General features: G+C 65.8%; 12 protein-coding genes. 10 read left to right on the top strand and 2 right to left on the bottom strand.

The annotated features are described in order from the left end of the window. Positions 1–172: 172 nt before the first annotated feature. The gene (locus tag MTX19_RS35555; RefSeq protein WP_280981367.1) at positions 173–1,231 is read right to left on the bottom strand and encodes an ABC transporter substrate-binding protein; all 1,059 of its coding nucleotides are present in this window, start codon (positions 1,229–1,231) and stop codon (positions 173–175) included. 250 nt (positions 1,232–1,481) lie between these two features. Here MTX19_RS35555 and MTX19_RS35550 point away from each other — a divergent pair, with 250 nt between their 5' ends. The 7 genes from MTX19_RS35550 to MTX19_RS35520 all read left to right on the top strand — a co-directional run bounded on the left by MTX19_RS35550 (position 1,482) and on the right by MTX19_RS35520 (position 8,143). After that, the gene (locus tag MTX19_RS35550) at positions 1,482–1,925 is read left to right on the top strand and encodes a hypothetical protein (protein WP_280981366.1); all 444 of its coding nucleotides are present in this window, start codon (positions 1,482–1,484) and stop codon (positions 1,923–1,925) included. Between the two features lie 130 nt (positions 1,926–2,055). Further along, a complete protein-coding gene (hisE, locus tag MTX19_RS35545) occupies positions 2,056–2,457 on the top strand; it encodes a phosphoribosyl-ATP diphosphatase (RefSeq protein ID WP_280981365.1) in 402 nt (133 codons plus the stop codon). 65 nt (positions 2,458–2,522) lie between these two features. After that, positions 2,523–3,104, top strand: a complete 582-nt coding sequence (locus MTX19_RS35540; protein ID WP_280975615.1) for a YqaA family protein — start codon at positions 2,523–2,525, stop codon at positions 3,102–3,104. A gap of 48 nt (positions 3,105–3,152) precedes the next feature. Beyond that, positions 3,153–3,722 carry a hypothetical protein gene (locus MTX19_RS35535; protein ID WP_280981364.1) on the top strand — a complete coding sequence of 190 codons (570 nt, stop codon included), beginning with the start codon at positions 3,153–3,155 and terminating at the stop codon, positions 3,720–3,722. Between the two features lie 192 nt (positions 3,723–3,914). Then, on the top strand, positions 3,915–4,886 hold the full coding sequence (locus MTX19_RS35530; protein WP_280981363.1) for a nitronate monooxygenase family protein: 972 nt from the start codon (positions 3,915–3,917) through the stop codon (positions 4,884–4,886). Positions 4,887–5,005: 119 nt separating this feature from the next. After that, positions 5,006–5,779, top strand: coding sequence for a thioesterase family protein (locus MTX19_RS35525; protein ID WP_280981362.1), 774 nt, complete (start codon positions 5,006–5,008; stop codon positions 5,777–5,779). Between the two features lie 240 nt (positions 5,780–6,019). Next, positions 6,020–8,143 carry a hybrid sensor histidine kinase/response regulator gene (locus tag MTX19_RS35520; RefSeq protein WP_280981361.1) on the top strand — a complete coding sequence of 708 codons (2,124 nt, stop codon included), beginning with the start codon at positions 6,020–6,022 and terminating at the stop codon, positions 8,141–8,143. Positions 8,144–8,379: 236 nt separating this feature from the next. Here the strand turns inward: MTX19_RS35520 and MTX19_RS35515 are convergent, their stop codons facing one another. Further along, on the bottom strand, positions 8,380–9,942 hold the full coding sequence (locus MTX19_RS35515) for an AMP-binding protein (RefSeq protein ID WP_280985712.1): 1,563 nt from the start codon (positions 9,940–9,942) through the stop codon (positions 8,380–8,382). Between the two features lie 65 nt (positions 9,943–10,007). Here MTX19_RS35515 and MTX19_RS35510 point away from each other — a divergent pair, with 65 nt between their 5' ends. The 3 genes from MTX19_RS35510 (at position 10,008) to MTX19_RS35500 (ending at position 12,400) form a co-directional block, all read left to right on the top strand. Then, positions 10,008–11,030, top strand: coding sequence for a nitronate monooxygenase (locus tag MTX19_RS35510; protein ID WP_280981359.1), 1,023 nt, complete (start codon positions 10,008–10,010; stop codon positions 11,028–11,030). 188 nt (positions 11,031–11,218) lie between these two features. Then, entirely contained in the window at positions 11,219–11,464 is a 246-nt protein-coding gene (locus tag MTX19_RS35505; RefSeq protein ID WP_280975622.1) for a hypothetical protein, read from the top strand. A 120-nt stretch (positions 11,465–11,584) separates the two neighbouring features. Continuing rightward, positions 11,585–12,400: a hypothetical protein gene (locus MTX19_RS35500; RefSeq protein ID WP_280985711.1), complete on the top strand. Its 816-nt coding sequence runs from the start codon at positions 11,585–11,587 to the stop codon at positions 12,398–12,400. The last annotated feature ends 240 nt before the right edge of the window (positions 12,401–12,640 follow it).

Genomic DNA, 12,640 nt, shown 5'->3' with positions numbered 1-12,640 from the left:
GTGTGAGCCCATGCATGCCGTCATTGCGAGGAGCTCGCGGCAAAATTGCAAAGCAATTTTGCGCTGAAGCGACGAAGCTATCCATCTTGCTTTGCGTTGGGTGACAATGGATTGCTTCGCGGAGCCTGTCATCGGGCGCGCGTTCGCACAATGACGTGGATAGGGTGAGGGCTCAGTTGATCAGCCGGTCGTCGCGCGGCGGCAGGTACGACTCATCGAAGATGTCGGAGGCGTGCGGCCGCTTCTGGAATTTGAAATCCTCCGCGAGCTGGTCGATCGACCGCTCGAAGCGCGCCGGCTCGATGCCGCCGAGGCCGATGCGCTTCACCTCGCCGGTGAGGATGTTGTCGCGGATGATGGCACGCAGCCGCTCCAGCTCGAGCTCGCGCGAACCGCCGTCCATCCGGCTCACGACCTCGGCCGCGGCGCGGGCAGGGTCCTTGATAGCGAGGGTGGTGCCACCGATCACCGCGCGCACGAAGCCCTTCACAGCGTCCGGCTTTGCCGCAGCGAAGCGCGGGCTGACGATGACGGCGAAACCATAGGCCTCGCAGCCATAATCGGCGAAGCGCAGCACGGCGAGATCGTCGGCCGGTACGCCGCGGTCCCGCAAATTGATCGCCGACAGATAGGAGAAGCCGGTGACGGCATCGACCTGTCCGGCGGAGAGCATCGGCTCGCGCACCGCGGCGCTGATCGAGTTCTGCTTCACGCTCGAGAGCTTGATGCCATTCTGCCTGGCGATCGCGGGCCACAGCCGGATCGATAGGTCGCCCTCGGCCACGCCGAGGTTCTTGCCCTCGATGTCGGACAGCGCCTTGATGCCGCGACTCTTGCGCGCCACGATCGCATAGGGCGCCTGGTTGAACAGCATGAACACCGCCTTCACGGGCGCTGTGCCCGGCTTGTCGCGAAACCGGATCAGCGCGTTGATGTCGACGAGCGCGAAGTCGCTCGCGCCGTCGGCGACGCGCGCGATCGCATCCGCCGAGCTGGTGGCGATGTTGGTAGTGACCGCAAGGCCTTCGGCGCTGAACAGTCCGCCTGCGGTTGCCATCACGAACGGGGCCGCGGCGGCATCGAGCGGACGGTCGAGCGTGAACTGGACGGCGGCCGGCGGAGGCGGATTGCTTGCGGCGCGCAGCGGCACTGTGCCGGGCCACACGCCGCCCGCGCGGCCGATCACACCAGCCAGCATCAAGCGGAGAACGGTGGTCCGACTTACGTGCATCACGACTTCCGGGAGGCGAGACAAAGTGCCGCGCCCGCGCCTGTTTCATGGCACCGAATGCGCCAAGGCAAACATCACTTTAAAGCGTCAATTTGCAGACATTCTGCCCCATGCAAGCTGAATGGCCGATGACTGCCATGACACTTTGCCGGAGCTCGTTCAGCTTGCATTCGGTTTGCGGAACCTAATCTAGAAGCAATGGTTAGCTATCCGTTGCCCGTCGGGCCGGCTTCCACAAAGGATGACTGCAATGTTAGCGCGAAAGGGTGTTTTTTCGTCGATTGGCCGCGCAGCCACGCTGGCAACCGTCGCTGCGGTGGCGTTGACGGCCGTTGAGCCGACGATGGCATTCGCGGGCTCGGCTCCGGCGGGCAAGGCTGCCGCGGCGACCACGTCGCACGGGACCAGCGGCGCGACCGATATCAGCGCGCGTCGCCGACACTATCGTGGTGGTGGCGGTGGTGGTGCAGCGGCGGCAGCCGCTTTCGCCGGCATCGTCGGCACCGGGCTTGCGATCATCGCCGCCCAAAACCGCCGCGATTACTACGAAGATTCCTACGCCTATTACGGCGGCCCGGGGTATTACGGAGGTCCCGCATATTATGGCGGCCCGGTCTATTACGGCGGCGGACCGTATTACGGCTATCACGGCTATTATGGGCGCCGGTCGCAACTGCCCTATACGCCGTACTGACGTTTGACCGGCGGCGTTTCGTAGAACTGTCACAGAAGAATCGAATCCACCGGCCGCAGGGCCGGTGGATTTTTTCGTCGTCGAGCGCGCCGTTAACACGCTGGCGACGCGTTTCGACTAGGCTCGCAACATGGGTGATTCGATCGAGCGGCTTTATCGGGCGGTGATCGCGGCCAGGGATCTTGATCCGGCAACGTCGCGCACGGCACGGTTGTTTCGACGCGGCCCGGCCAAGATGGCGAAGAAGCTTGCCGAGGAAGCCATCGAGGTCGTGATCGACGCCCTTGGCGGCAAGTCCGATGCCGTGGTCCGCGAAAGCGCCGATCTGCTGTATAACCTGACCGTGGTGTGGGCCGAAGCCGGCGTGAAGCCGGAGGACGTCTGGCGGGAGATGGAACGGCGCGAGCGCCTGCTCGGGATTGCCGAGAAGCTGCCGAAGTCGCCGGTCAAGCTGCCCAAAACCGCACCCGTTCCGGTCGTTCGGCGCCGGATTGTCGCGCTGGAAAACCGCCTGCGCAAGCGGCAGTCCTAAATCGCCCGAAAATCAACTCAATTCCCGGCATGGACAAATGCGCTCCATGATGGTTCATCGCGCCTATGCTGAAACGGATTTACGACTGGTGCATCGACGCCGCCGACAAGCCCTACGCGCTGTGGCTTCTCGCTGGCGTGGCCTTCGCTGAAAGCTCCTTCTTCCCCGTACCCCCGGATATCATGCTGCTGCCGATGTCGCTGGCGCAGCCGCGGCGGGCGTGGTGGTTCGCGACCGTATGCACGATTGCGTCGGTTGCCGGCGGCGTGCTCGGCTATGCGATCGGCGCGCTGCTCTACGACTCGCTCGGGCAGTGGCTGATCCATCTCTACGGACTCTCCGACAAGGTCGACGCATTCCGCGCGTCCTACGCCGAGTGGGGCGCGGTGATCATCCTGGTCAAGGGGCTGACGCCGATCCCCTACAAGCTCGTGACGATCACCTCGGGCTTCGCCGGCTACAACATCTGGCTGTTCATCCTGTGCTCGATTGTCGCACGCGGCGGGCGCTTCTTCTTCGTCGCGGTGCTGCTCAACCGCTATGGCGACTTCATCCGCAAGGAGCTGGAGAAGCGGCTCGGCACCTGGGTCGCGATCGGCGCGATCGTGCTGGTGCTGGGCTTTGTTGTCGCATTCAAGCTGATTTAGCGGTTCGTCGGCTTTGCCGATCGCTGGCTTCGGGTTACGTTGGCCCTGATGGCTGATGGAATCGACGACCTGCTGAATCCTGCCAGGCTGAACCTTGCCAGGGCGCGCGTGGTGATGGCAGGCCTTGCCTTGTCGATGGTCATGGCGACGATCGACAGAGGCTGGGCCCAAGCCGCGGCGCCTGCGCTCGGCGTGCAGCCCTCGGCGCAGCAACCGTTGCCGCCCGCGGCGCAGCCGCCGCAGTCGATCGAAGTGCCGCCTGCGCCGGTCGAGCGCGAGAATCCGGGGCTGATCAACGAAATCGGAAAGCTGTTCGAGAAGTCGAAATCGATCCTGCCGCTGAAGAGCCCCGGCGAGACCATGAACGATCTGTCGGATATCGCGCGTCCCTCGTCGATGGTCACGGGGCGCGCGGCTTGCGTGGTGGCCTCGAACGGCGCGCCGGACTGCAAGATCGGCGCCGACAGGCTGTGCCAGAGCAAGGGGTTCAAGGAAGGCAAGAGCCTCGATACCGACGCCTCCGAGAAGTGTTCGCCGCTGGTCTATCTGCCGGGCCACAAGCGTGGCCCGAACGACTGCAAGACCGAAAATTTCGTGACACGGGCGCTCTGCCAATAAAGCGGCTGACCTGAGCCTGGGATACCAGCAGATCTCTCGGAAAATCACTGCGCCGGGATGAGGTTTTGTCATCCATTTCGCAGCGCCAAAACGCAATACTTGACACTGGAAAGATTGCCTTGTTGGTATGATGGCCGGCATCTCGAGGCCATAAGTACATTTCGTCCCGGCAACCCGAAGGATCCGCTTCCAATGTCCATGCCTGCTCTGTTCAAGGGCCGCCTGTCGATTCCCGTGATCGGGTCTCCGCTGTTCATCATTTCGGTGCCCGACCTCGTTATCGCGCAGTGCAAGGCCGGCGTGGTCGGCTCGTTCCCGGCGCTGAACGCGCGGCCGCCGGAATTGCTCGACGAGTGGCTGTACCGGATCAAGGAAGAGCTCGCCGCTTACGACAAGGCCCATCCGGAGCGGCCTTCGGCGCCGTTCGCGGTGAACCAGATCGTGCACAAGTCCAACAACCGGCTCGATCACGACATGGCGCTGTGCGAGAAGCACAAGGTGCCGATGATCATCTCCTCGCTCGGCGCGCGCGAGGAGCTCAACCAGGCCGTCCACGGCTGGGGCGGCATCGTCTTCCATGATGTGATCAACCAGAAGTTCGCGCACAAGGCGATCGAGAAGGGCGCCGACGGCCTGATCCTGGTCGCGGCCGGCGCCGGCGGCCATGCCGGCACGATCTCGCCGTTCCCCTTCGTGGCCGAGACGCGGCAGTGGTTCGACGGGCCGATCGCGCTGTCGGGCACCATCGCCAATGGCCGCGCGATCCGCGCGGCGCGCATCATCGGCGCCGACTTCGCCTATATCGGCTCGGCCTTCATCGCGACGCAGGAGGCGAACGCGGTCGAGGGCTACAAGACCATGATCACCAATTCGTCCGCCGAGGACATCGTCTATTCCAACCTGTTCACCGGCGTGCACGGCAACTATCTGAAGCCCTCCATCGTCGCGGCCGGCATGGACCCGGACAATCTGCCGACCTCCGATCCCTCGAAGATGAGCTTCGGCACCGACGCTTCCGGCGAGCGCGCCAAGCCGAAGGCCTGGAAGGAGATCTGGGGCTCTGGCCAGGGCGTCGGCAGCATCTCCAAGGTGGTGCCGGCGGCCGAGCTGATCGCGCGGTTCAAGAAGGAATATGAGGAAGCGGTCGATCCGGCGCTGGCCTGAAGCGCGATGCTCAGAATGAACCATCGCGCTTTGGCTTTCTGTTTGAGCATGATCCCCGCGCAAACGCATCGCGTTTGTCGCGCGGAAAACCGCACCACACTTTTCCGGATCATGCTTTGATGGAGCCGATCTTTCGCGTTGACGGCGATCGCGTCGTCACCAGTCCCGACGCCGCGGGTCCATGGGATCCGCGGATGCAGCACGGCTCCGCGCCGGCGGCGCTCGTGGTCTGGGCCGCCGAAGCCATTCCCACCCCCGTGCCGATGCGCATTGCGCGCGTGACCATCGATCTGATGCGTCCCGTGCCGGTGGCGCCGCTGACGGTCGAGCGCGGGGTCCTGCGCGAGGGCCGCAAGATCCAGCTCTGCGGCGTCAGGCTGAAGGCCGACGGCGTCGTCGTGGTCTCGGCCAGCGTCCTGAAGATCAAGCAGCAGACCGCGGAGTTGCCGCACGGGATCGCCGACCTCCCGGTCGGGTTGCCGGCCCCCGATCAATGCATGGTCGAGCCGGGGAATCTGGCCAGCAGTCCGTTCGTGAAATGCATTTCGATGCGGGCCGCGCGGGGCCGTTTCGGCGAGCTGGGGCCTGGCGCGATCTGGTTCCGCGTCGACCATCCGCTGATCGCAGGCGCTGCCGTCTCGCAGGCGATGCGCGCGGTGGTCGCCTCGGACTTCTCCAACGGCACCTCGCCGGTGCTGGATTTCAGCCAGTGGACCTTCATCAATGCCGACCTCACGGTGAGCCTGGCGCGTGAGCCGATCGGCGACTGGATCCTGCTCGACGGCGAATCCTGGGTCGGGCCTGACGGTGCCGGGCTCGCGATGTCGCGGCTTGCCGACCAGCGCGGCTATTTCGGCCAGGCGATCCAGAGCCTGGTGATCGAGCGGCGCTAGCCTGAACCGGCGCCCCGGCTTACAGGAGCGGGCGGGGCGGCGCACGCCCTTGCGGTCGGTCTGTCCCGAAAATTAATCCCGCGCGCCTGGAACGGTTGGCGGCACAAACGAGTTTCGCTCCCCGTAAGGGGGCCCCATGACACGTGTCGATCTCACCGCCGTCATCCTGGTCCTAGGGGCCGAGCGGCTTTGCGATATGACGCTGGTCCCCCAAGCGGTGCAATCGGAAGGGCAGCCGCGGTGAAGCCCGGCCCGTCCTCGGAACGCGCGGTCATCCTTGGCGCGAGCGAGCGGGACGCTGCCAGGACCGCCCACCTGATCAAGGAGGCCGGCTACTACGCCAACATCTGCGGCGATCTCGCCGAGCTGGAGCGCCAGATCGCAAGCGGCGCGGGCCTCGCGATCATTGCGGATGAGGCGATCAGGCAGGCCGACCTCGCCAACCTCGTGCGCTGGTTGAACGAGCAGCCCTCGTGGTCGGATTTCCCCATCGTGCTGATGAGCGAGGCCGGCGGGCCCGAGCGCAATCCGGAAGCGGCGCGGCTCGGCCGGCAGCTCGGCAACGTGACCTTCGTCGAGCGTCCGTTCCATCCGACAACCCTTGTGAGCCTGGTGGCCGCGGCGGTGCGCGGCCGGCGCCGCCAGTACGAGACCCGCGCGATCCTCGAAGACCTGACCGAGAGCAAAAGCCTGTTGCAGACCGCGCTCAATGCCGGCCATCTCGGTGCGCTGGAGCTGCATCTGCCCGACTTCGAGCTCGAGGCCTCGGCAACCTGCAAGCGCTTCTTCGGGCGCGGGCCCGACGAGCCCTTCACTTACCAGGATCTGCTGGACGCGGTTCATCCCGACGATCGCACACGCCGTAGCGAGATCGTCGAGCATACGCTGCAGACCGGGGCGGACTACAAGATCGAGTACCGCAACACCTGGCCCGACGGCAGCCAGCACTGGGTTGATGTCCGCGCCCGCGTGGTGCGCGGGCCCGATGGCGGCATCAAGTCGATGGTCGGCGTGTGCTCGGACATCACCGCGCGCAAGACCGCGGAGATCGAGCGCGAGGCGCTGCTGGCACAGCTCGCCGCCGAACGCACGGCGCTCGCAGAGCTGACGGCGACATTGGAGCAGCGTGTCGAGCAGCGCACCGCCGATCTCATGAAGGAGGTCGCCGCGCGCGAAAGGGCGCAGGAGCAGCTCCGCCACGCACAGAAGATGGAAGCGATCGGCCAGCTCACCGGCGGCGTCGCGCACGACTTCAACAACCTGCTGATGGCGGTGATGGGCAATCTCGATCTGCTGCGCAAGCGGCTGCCGGAGGATCCGCGCCTGCATCGCCTGGTCGAGGGCGCATTGCAGGGCGCCCAGCGCGGCGCGTCGCTGACCCAGCGGCTTCTCGCATTTGCGCGGCAACAGGATCTGCGCGTGGTACCGGTTGATCTCGGAACGCTGGTGCGCGACATGAGCAACCTGCTCGAGCGCTCGCTGGGGCCGCGCGTCACGCTGCGGCTGAACATTCCCGAGGGACTGCCGCCGGCCCGTGTCGACACCAACCAGGTCGAGCTTGCGATCCTCAACCTGGCGATCAACGCGCGCGACGCGATGCCGGAGGGCGGCGCGATCGAGATCAGGCTTGCGGCGTGCAACGCCAGGAACGATCCGTCGCTGCAGCCCGGCAATTACCTGAAACTGTCCGTGGTCGACACCGGCACCGGCATGCCGCCCGACGTCCTGAAGCGGGCGATCGAGCCGTTCTTCTCGTCGAAGCCGGTGGGGAAGGGTACCGGCCTTGGCCTGTCCATGGTGCATGGGCTGGCCGTACAGCTCGGCGGCGCGCTGCAGCTTGCGAGCGCGGTCGGCAAGGGCACGACCGCCACGCTCGTGCTCCCGGTTGCCACCGCCGCGCCCGAACTGGAAGGTCCCGCTCCTGCGCTGCAGAAGATGAAACGCTCGGCGGTGATCCTGCTCGTCGACGACGATCCGCTGATTGCGATGTCGACCACGGAGATGCTGGAGGACCTCGGTCATCACGTGATCGGCGCCGGCTCCGGGCCGCATGCGCTGGAAATTCTCCGGAGCGAACAGCCGATCGACCTGATGATGACCGATCACATGATGCCCGGCATGACCGGTATCGAGCTGGCGGCTGTCGCGCGCGAGGTCCGGCCGGCGCTTCCCGTCCTGCTCGCCACCGGCTACGCCGAATTGCCCGAAGGCATCCAGGTCGACCTGCCGCGGCTGGCAAAGCCCTACGACCAGGATCAGCTGCGCGAGCGGCTCGATCAGGTGCTGGGGCAGGGTGCCGCCGGGCGTCCGGAACCGGCGCGCCCGCTCTCGCCGTCGTCTGGCGCCCTCTCCCCTTCACCCTAAGCTCTTCCCGTCATCCATGAGAAGGCCGCAACACGGCCTCCTCCGGATGAGATGGTGCGCACTGCTCCATCCACGTCATTGCGAGCGAAGCAATCCATCTCTCCAAACGCGCGGTAGTATGGATTGCTTCGTCGCTTCAGCGCAAAATTGCTTTGCAATTTTGTCGCGAGCTCCTCGCAATGACGGTGGTGCAAAGCGTCACAGTCTCTCAGGGTGCGGGGGCAAGACTGACAGTGTCAGCCCACCATGCGGTCACGGCCGGACCAGAAGGCGGCCTTGAGCACCTTCTTGTCGACCTTGCCGACGCCGGTCATCGGCAGCTCCTTGACGAACTGGACCTGCTTCGGCGCATGCGCCGAGCCCTTCTTCGCCTTCACCAGCGCGATCAGCTCGTCCGGATTCGGGCTCGCGCCGTCGCGCGCCACCACAACGGCTGTGACGGCTTCGCCCCATTTGTCGTCGGGCACGCCGACCACCGCGACCATCGCGACATCGGCGTGCTGCGACAGCACGTCCTCGACCTCGCGCGGAAAGATGTTGAAGCCGCCCGAGACGATCATGTCCTTCTTGCGATCGAGGATGAACATGTAGCCGCGCTCGTCCATGCGCGCGATGTCGCCGGTATGCAGCCAGCCGTTCTTCAGCGTTTCCGCGGTGATGTCGGGCCGCTTCCAGTATTCGGCCATCACGTGGCTGGCGCGCACGCAGATCTCGCCAGCCTCGCCGGTCGCGACCTCCTGGTCGTCCTGATCGAGGATCTTCACCTGGCAGGCGGCGATCGGGAAGCCGCAGGACAGGAACAGCTCCGGCGTCTTCGGGTCGTGATCCTGCTTGCGCAGCACCGACACCGGATAGCACTCGGTCTGGCCATAGAGTTGCGAGAACACCGGGCCGATCCGCTCGATGCCCTCGACCAGCCGGCTCGGCGACATCGCGGAGGCCCCATAGAGCAGGAGCTCGAGCGAGGAGAGATCGGTCCTGGGGAGCGCCGGATGATCCAGCATCACGTAGATCATGGTCGGCACGAACAGCGTGAAGTTGATCTTCTCGCGCGCGATGGTCTTGAACACGGCCTCGGGATCGAAACCCTTGAGCATGTGCACGGTGCCGCCGCGCATCAGCGTCGGCAGCACTTTCGTCCCCGCGACGTGGCTGATCGGCGCCACGGTCAAATAGCGCGGCGTGTCGGGTATCTCGAAGTCGGCGAGGATCGCGTTGGCGAAGCCGCCATATTCGCGATGATGGCGCAGCGCGCCCTTGGATTTGCCTGTTGTGCCGCCGGTGTAGTTCAGCGTCGCGATGTCGTCGGCATCAGCGAAATTGCGCGGGCTTGCGCTGCCGGCCGCCTCGACCGCCCGCAACAGGTCCGCGCCGTAGCTCGCCGGGCCGAGCGTGAACACGGTCTTGAGGCCGGCCGCCTTTGCCGCTAGCTCACCGCCGCGATCGCGGAAGGTGATGCCGTCGACGACAAGCATCTGGGCCTCGGAGTCCTCGATCTGAAACAACTGATCGTCGAGCGAGCCGAGCGGATGCAGCCAGGTGATGGCCAGCCGCGACAATTGCGCGGCGACGCCGGCGCACCAGGTGTCGGCGCGGTTGGCGGTGAGGAAGGCCACGCGGGTGCCGGGTGCAAAGCCGAGCGACATGAACACGCGCTGCATCCGTCCGATCAGATCGGTTGCGCCCTGGTAGCTGAGCGATCCGCCCGGCCACGCGAAGGCCGTCCGCGACGGATAGCGCGCCAGCGCCCGCAGCGTCTGCTCGCATGCCGCCGGAAATGCGTAGAGCGGATTGCTCATGTCGTTCGTCCTCCCGCCTTGTGTTTGGCTTCTGTCGTGCCAATGTCGGCGGCAACGCTAACACAATGATGCAGGGAAGAAACAATTTGTCTGGTGCTGATCTTCTTGATCGCTTTCGCGATCGCCTTCGGCTGCCGCTGATCGCCGCGCCGATGTTTCTGGTGTCCGGCGTCGAGCTGGTGGTAGCCGCGTGCCGCAACGGCGTGATCGGTTCGTTTCCGACGGTGAATTGCCGCGAGACGGAACAGCTCGATGCCTGGCTCACCGAGATCGAGAGCCGTCTGCAGGCGCATGCGGATGCCGGCGGAAAGTGCGCGGCGCCGGTCTGCCCGAACCTGATCGTGCATCGCTCCAACGCGCGTCTGGCGCAGGATCTCGCGGTACTGCTGCGGCACCGGCCGGAGGTGGTGATCACGTCGGTCGGCTCGCCCGCGCCGGTGCTCGCCCCGTTGCATGATGCCGGCGCGCTCGTGTTTGCCGACGTCGCCTCGATCCGCCACGCCGAGCGCGCGGTTGCGGCCGGCGCCGACGGGCTCGTGCTGCTGACCGCGGGCGCCGGCGGGCAGACCGGCTGGCTCAATCCGTTCGTGTTCGTGCGCGCGGTGCGCGGCTTCTTCGACGGCCCGATCGTGCTCGCCGGCGGCATCAGCGACGGCCATGCGCTGCGCGCAGCAGAAGCGCTGGGCTGCGATCTCGCCTACATGGGCACCAAGTTCATCGCTACGCGCGAGAGCATGGCCGACGAGCGGTACAAGCAGATGCTGGTCGACAGCACCGCCGACGACATCCTGCTGACGACGGCGTTCACGGGCCTGCAAACCAACATGCTGCGGCCATCGATCGAAGCCGCCGGGCTCGATCCCGACAATCTGCCGGCGCGCGGCGCCATCGACATCGGCAAAGACATCGACGTCGGTGCCCGCGAAAACCGCCCCAAACGCTGGCGCGATGTCTGGAGCGGCGGGCATTCCGCATCCGGCGTGACCGACGTGCTTGCGGTCGACGACCTCGTGGCGCGAACGGCTGTGGAGTACGAGTCAGCAGCCGCGCGGGTGAAAATCCACCGCGAGAGCTTCGGTTCTGATTGAATCAGAACCGAAGCCCTGGCTTCTTGTTTGGACGCGTTTTCTTCACGCAAACCGGTGTCCACTTCGCTCGAAAACGCTCCAAAAGCCTGCCGGCCGCCTTAACGCGCCATTAACCACGATCGCCCCAACAATGCGCCACAGGATGGCCGGCCATCACGGCCGGCCGCCCGGCATCATGGGAATGCGACATGGCCTTTGAGGCGCTCTTTGCCAAGACCCCGGCAACACTCGACGAGCTCAGGACCCGGGTCTTCCATGCCCTGCAGCGGCATCCGCTGTGCAGGCAGGTCGAATTCGACATTGTCAGCACGCCGCGGACGCGCCGGACCAACTGGACGGTGAGCATGCGCTCGGTCCAGCCGGGCGCCCTGTGGACGGCCCATGAGATCGTGGCTGATATCCAGGAAGCCTATGAGCTTGCCGCCGCGGCCTGATTCCGGGGCCGCTTCGGCGCGATTTTACCCAATGTGGCAGCCCCTTGCCGCCGTAGGGGCACGCTAAGGCCGCATTTGGCGTTCACCCTGCGACGACACCGGCCGGGCATGGAGACATTTTTGACCAGAGCCATCACCGTCGCCGCGCTGACCAGTTTCCTCCTCGCCGGCGCGGCAATTACCGCGATCCTGGGCCGCGACAGTGTGCCGTCGGCACCGTCCGAGGTTGCCGCCGTAGCGGCGGCCGACGCGGCTCCCGTCGCCAACCGGGCGAGCAAGCAGGACAAGCTCGCGGTGATTGCGTTCGCTACCGCCGCCTTTGACCCGCCGCAGGTGGCCCAGCCGCCCGCGGCGCCATCACCGCTGCTGTTGCGCGCGCAGGCCGCAATCCCGGGCGCGCCCGATACGGTGCGCCAGGCTTATGCCTCCGTCGAACCCACCGATGTTCACCTGCCGAAGCGGATCACCGAGCCGGCAGATGTCGGCCAGCCCAACTCGACCGCCAAGTCGGCCGAGCCGAACACCGCTGAGTCCAAGAACGCTGAGTCCAGGACCGCTGAGCCGAAGACCGCCGAGCCTGCGGCTGCGCCGGCGAAACCGAAGGTGGCCGCCAAGCCGGCGCCACAGAAGAACTACGCGCTGCTCAGCGATGCGCAGATCGCCGGGATCAAGGAGCGGCTCAGGCTGACGTCGGACCAGGAATACTACTGGCCGGCAGTCGAGAGTGCGCTGCGCGCGGTCGCCCGCAAGATCCACGCCAAGCATCAAGGCCAGCCCGGATCGGACAATGTGCCGATCGATCCCGACTCCGAGGAAGTCCAGCAGCTGAAATCGGCCGCGATGCCGCTGCTGTTCCAGCTTCGTGAGGATCAGAAGAGCGAAGTGCGCTCCCTTGCGCGCCTGATCGGACTGGAAAAAGTCGCCGCGATGATCTAGCCCCCCGCGCTGCAGGTCGCGCAGCTCGCGAAGGCCGATGCGCCTGACATCGTGCTGATCGAGCAAGGCAGCGATATCAGCGTTGCACAGGCACGCGGCGTCGCTTGCGCGCAAGGGCGCGAGATGCGGATAGTCGTAGCCGCGCAGTTCCTCGCCATCATCGACCGGATGAGCATAGATCACGGTCACGCCCGGCGGCAGCTTCGGGATTTCGTCGCGGGCCACGGCCCGATGGGCCGT

The sequence above is a fragment of the Bradyrhizobium sp. ISRA464 genome, from assembly GCF_029910095.1.
GTDB lineage: Bacteria > Pseudomonadota > Alphaproteobacteria > Rhizobiales > Xanthobacteraceae > Bradyrhizobium.
This window is presented reverse-complemented; position numbering and strand designations above follow the sequence as displayed.

What these genes read in the sequence shown, in the direction of transcription:
- MTX19_RS35555 (WP_280981367.1), bottom strand. Translation starts at nt 1,231, where the DNA reads ATGCACGTAAGTCGGACCACCGTTCTCCGCTTGATGCTGGCTGGTGTG.
- MTX19_RS35550 (WP_280981366.1), top strand. Translation starts at nt 1,482, where the DNA reads ATGTTAGCGCGAAAGGGTGTTTTTTCGTCGATTGGCCGCGCAGCCACG.
- hisE (WP_280981365.1), top strand. Translation starts at nt 2,056, where the DNA reads ATGGGTGATTCGATCGAGCGGCTTTATCGGGCGGTGATCGCGGCCAGG.
- MTX19_RS35540 (WP_280975615.1), top strand. Translation starts at nt 2,523, where the DNA reads ATGCTGAAACGGATTTACGACTGGTGCATCGACGCCGCCGACAAGCCC.
- MTX19_RS35535 (WP_280981364.1), top strand. Translation starts at nt 3,153, where the DNA reads ATGGCTGATGGAATCGACGACCTGCTGAATCCTGCCAGGCTGAACCTT.
- MTX19_RS35530 (WP_280981363.1), top strand. Translation starts at nt 3,915, where the DNA reads ATGTCCATGCCTGCTCTGTTCAAGGGCCGCCTGTCGATTCCCGTGATC.
- MTX19_RS35525 (WP_280981362.1), top strand. Translation starts at nt 5,006, where the DNA reads ATGGAGCCGATCTTTCGCGTTGACGGCGATCGCGTCGTCACCAGTCCC.
- MTX19_RS35515 (WP_280985712.1), bottom strand. Translation starts at nt 9,942, where the DNA reads ATGAGCAATCCGCTCTACGCATTTCCGGCGGCATGCGAGCAGACGCTG.
- MTX19_RS35510 (WP_280981359.1), top strand. Translation starts at nt 10,008, where the DNA reads ATGATGCAGGGAAGAAACAATTTGTCTGGTGCTGATCTTCTTGATCGC.
- MTX19_RS35505 (WP_280975622.1), top strand. Translation starts at nt 11,219, where the DNA reads ATGGCCTTTGAGGCGCTCTTTGCCAAGACCCCGGCAACACTCGACGAG.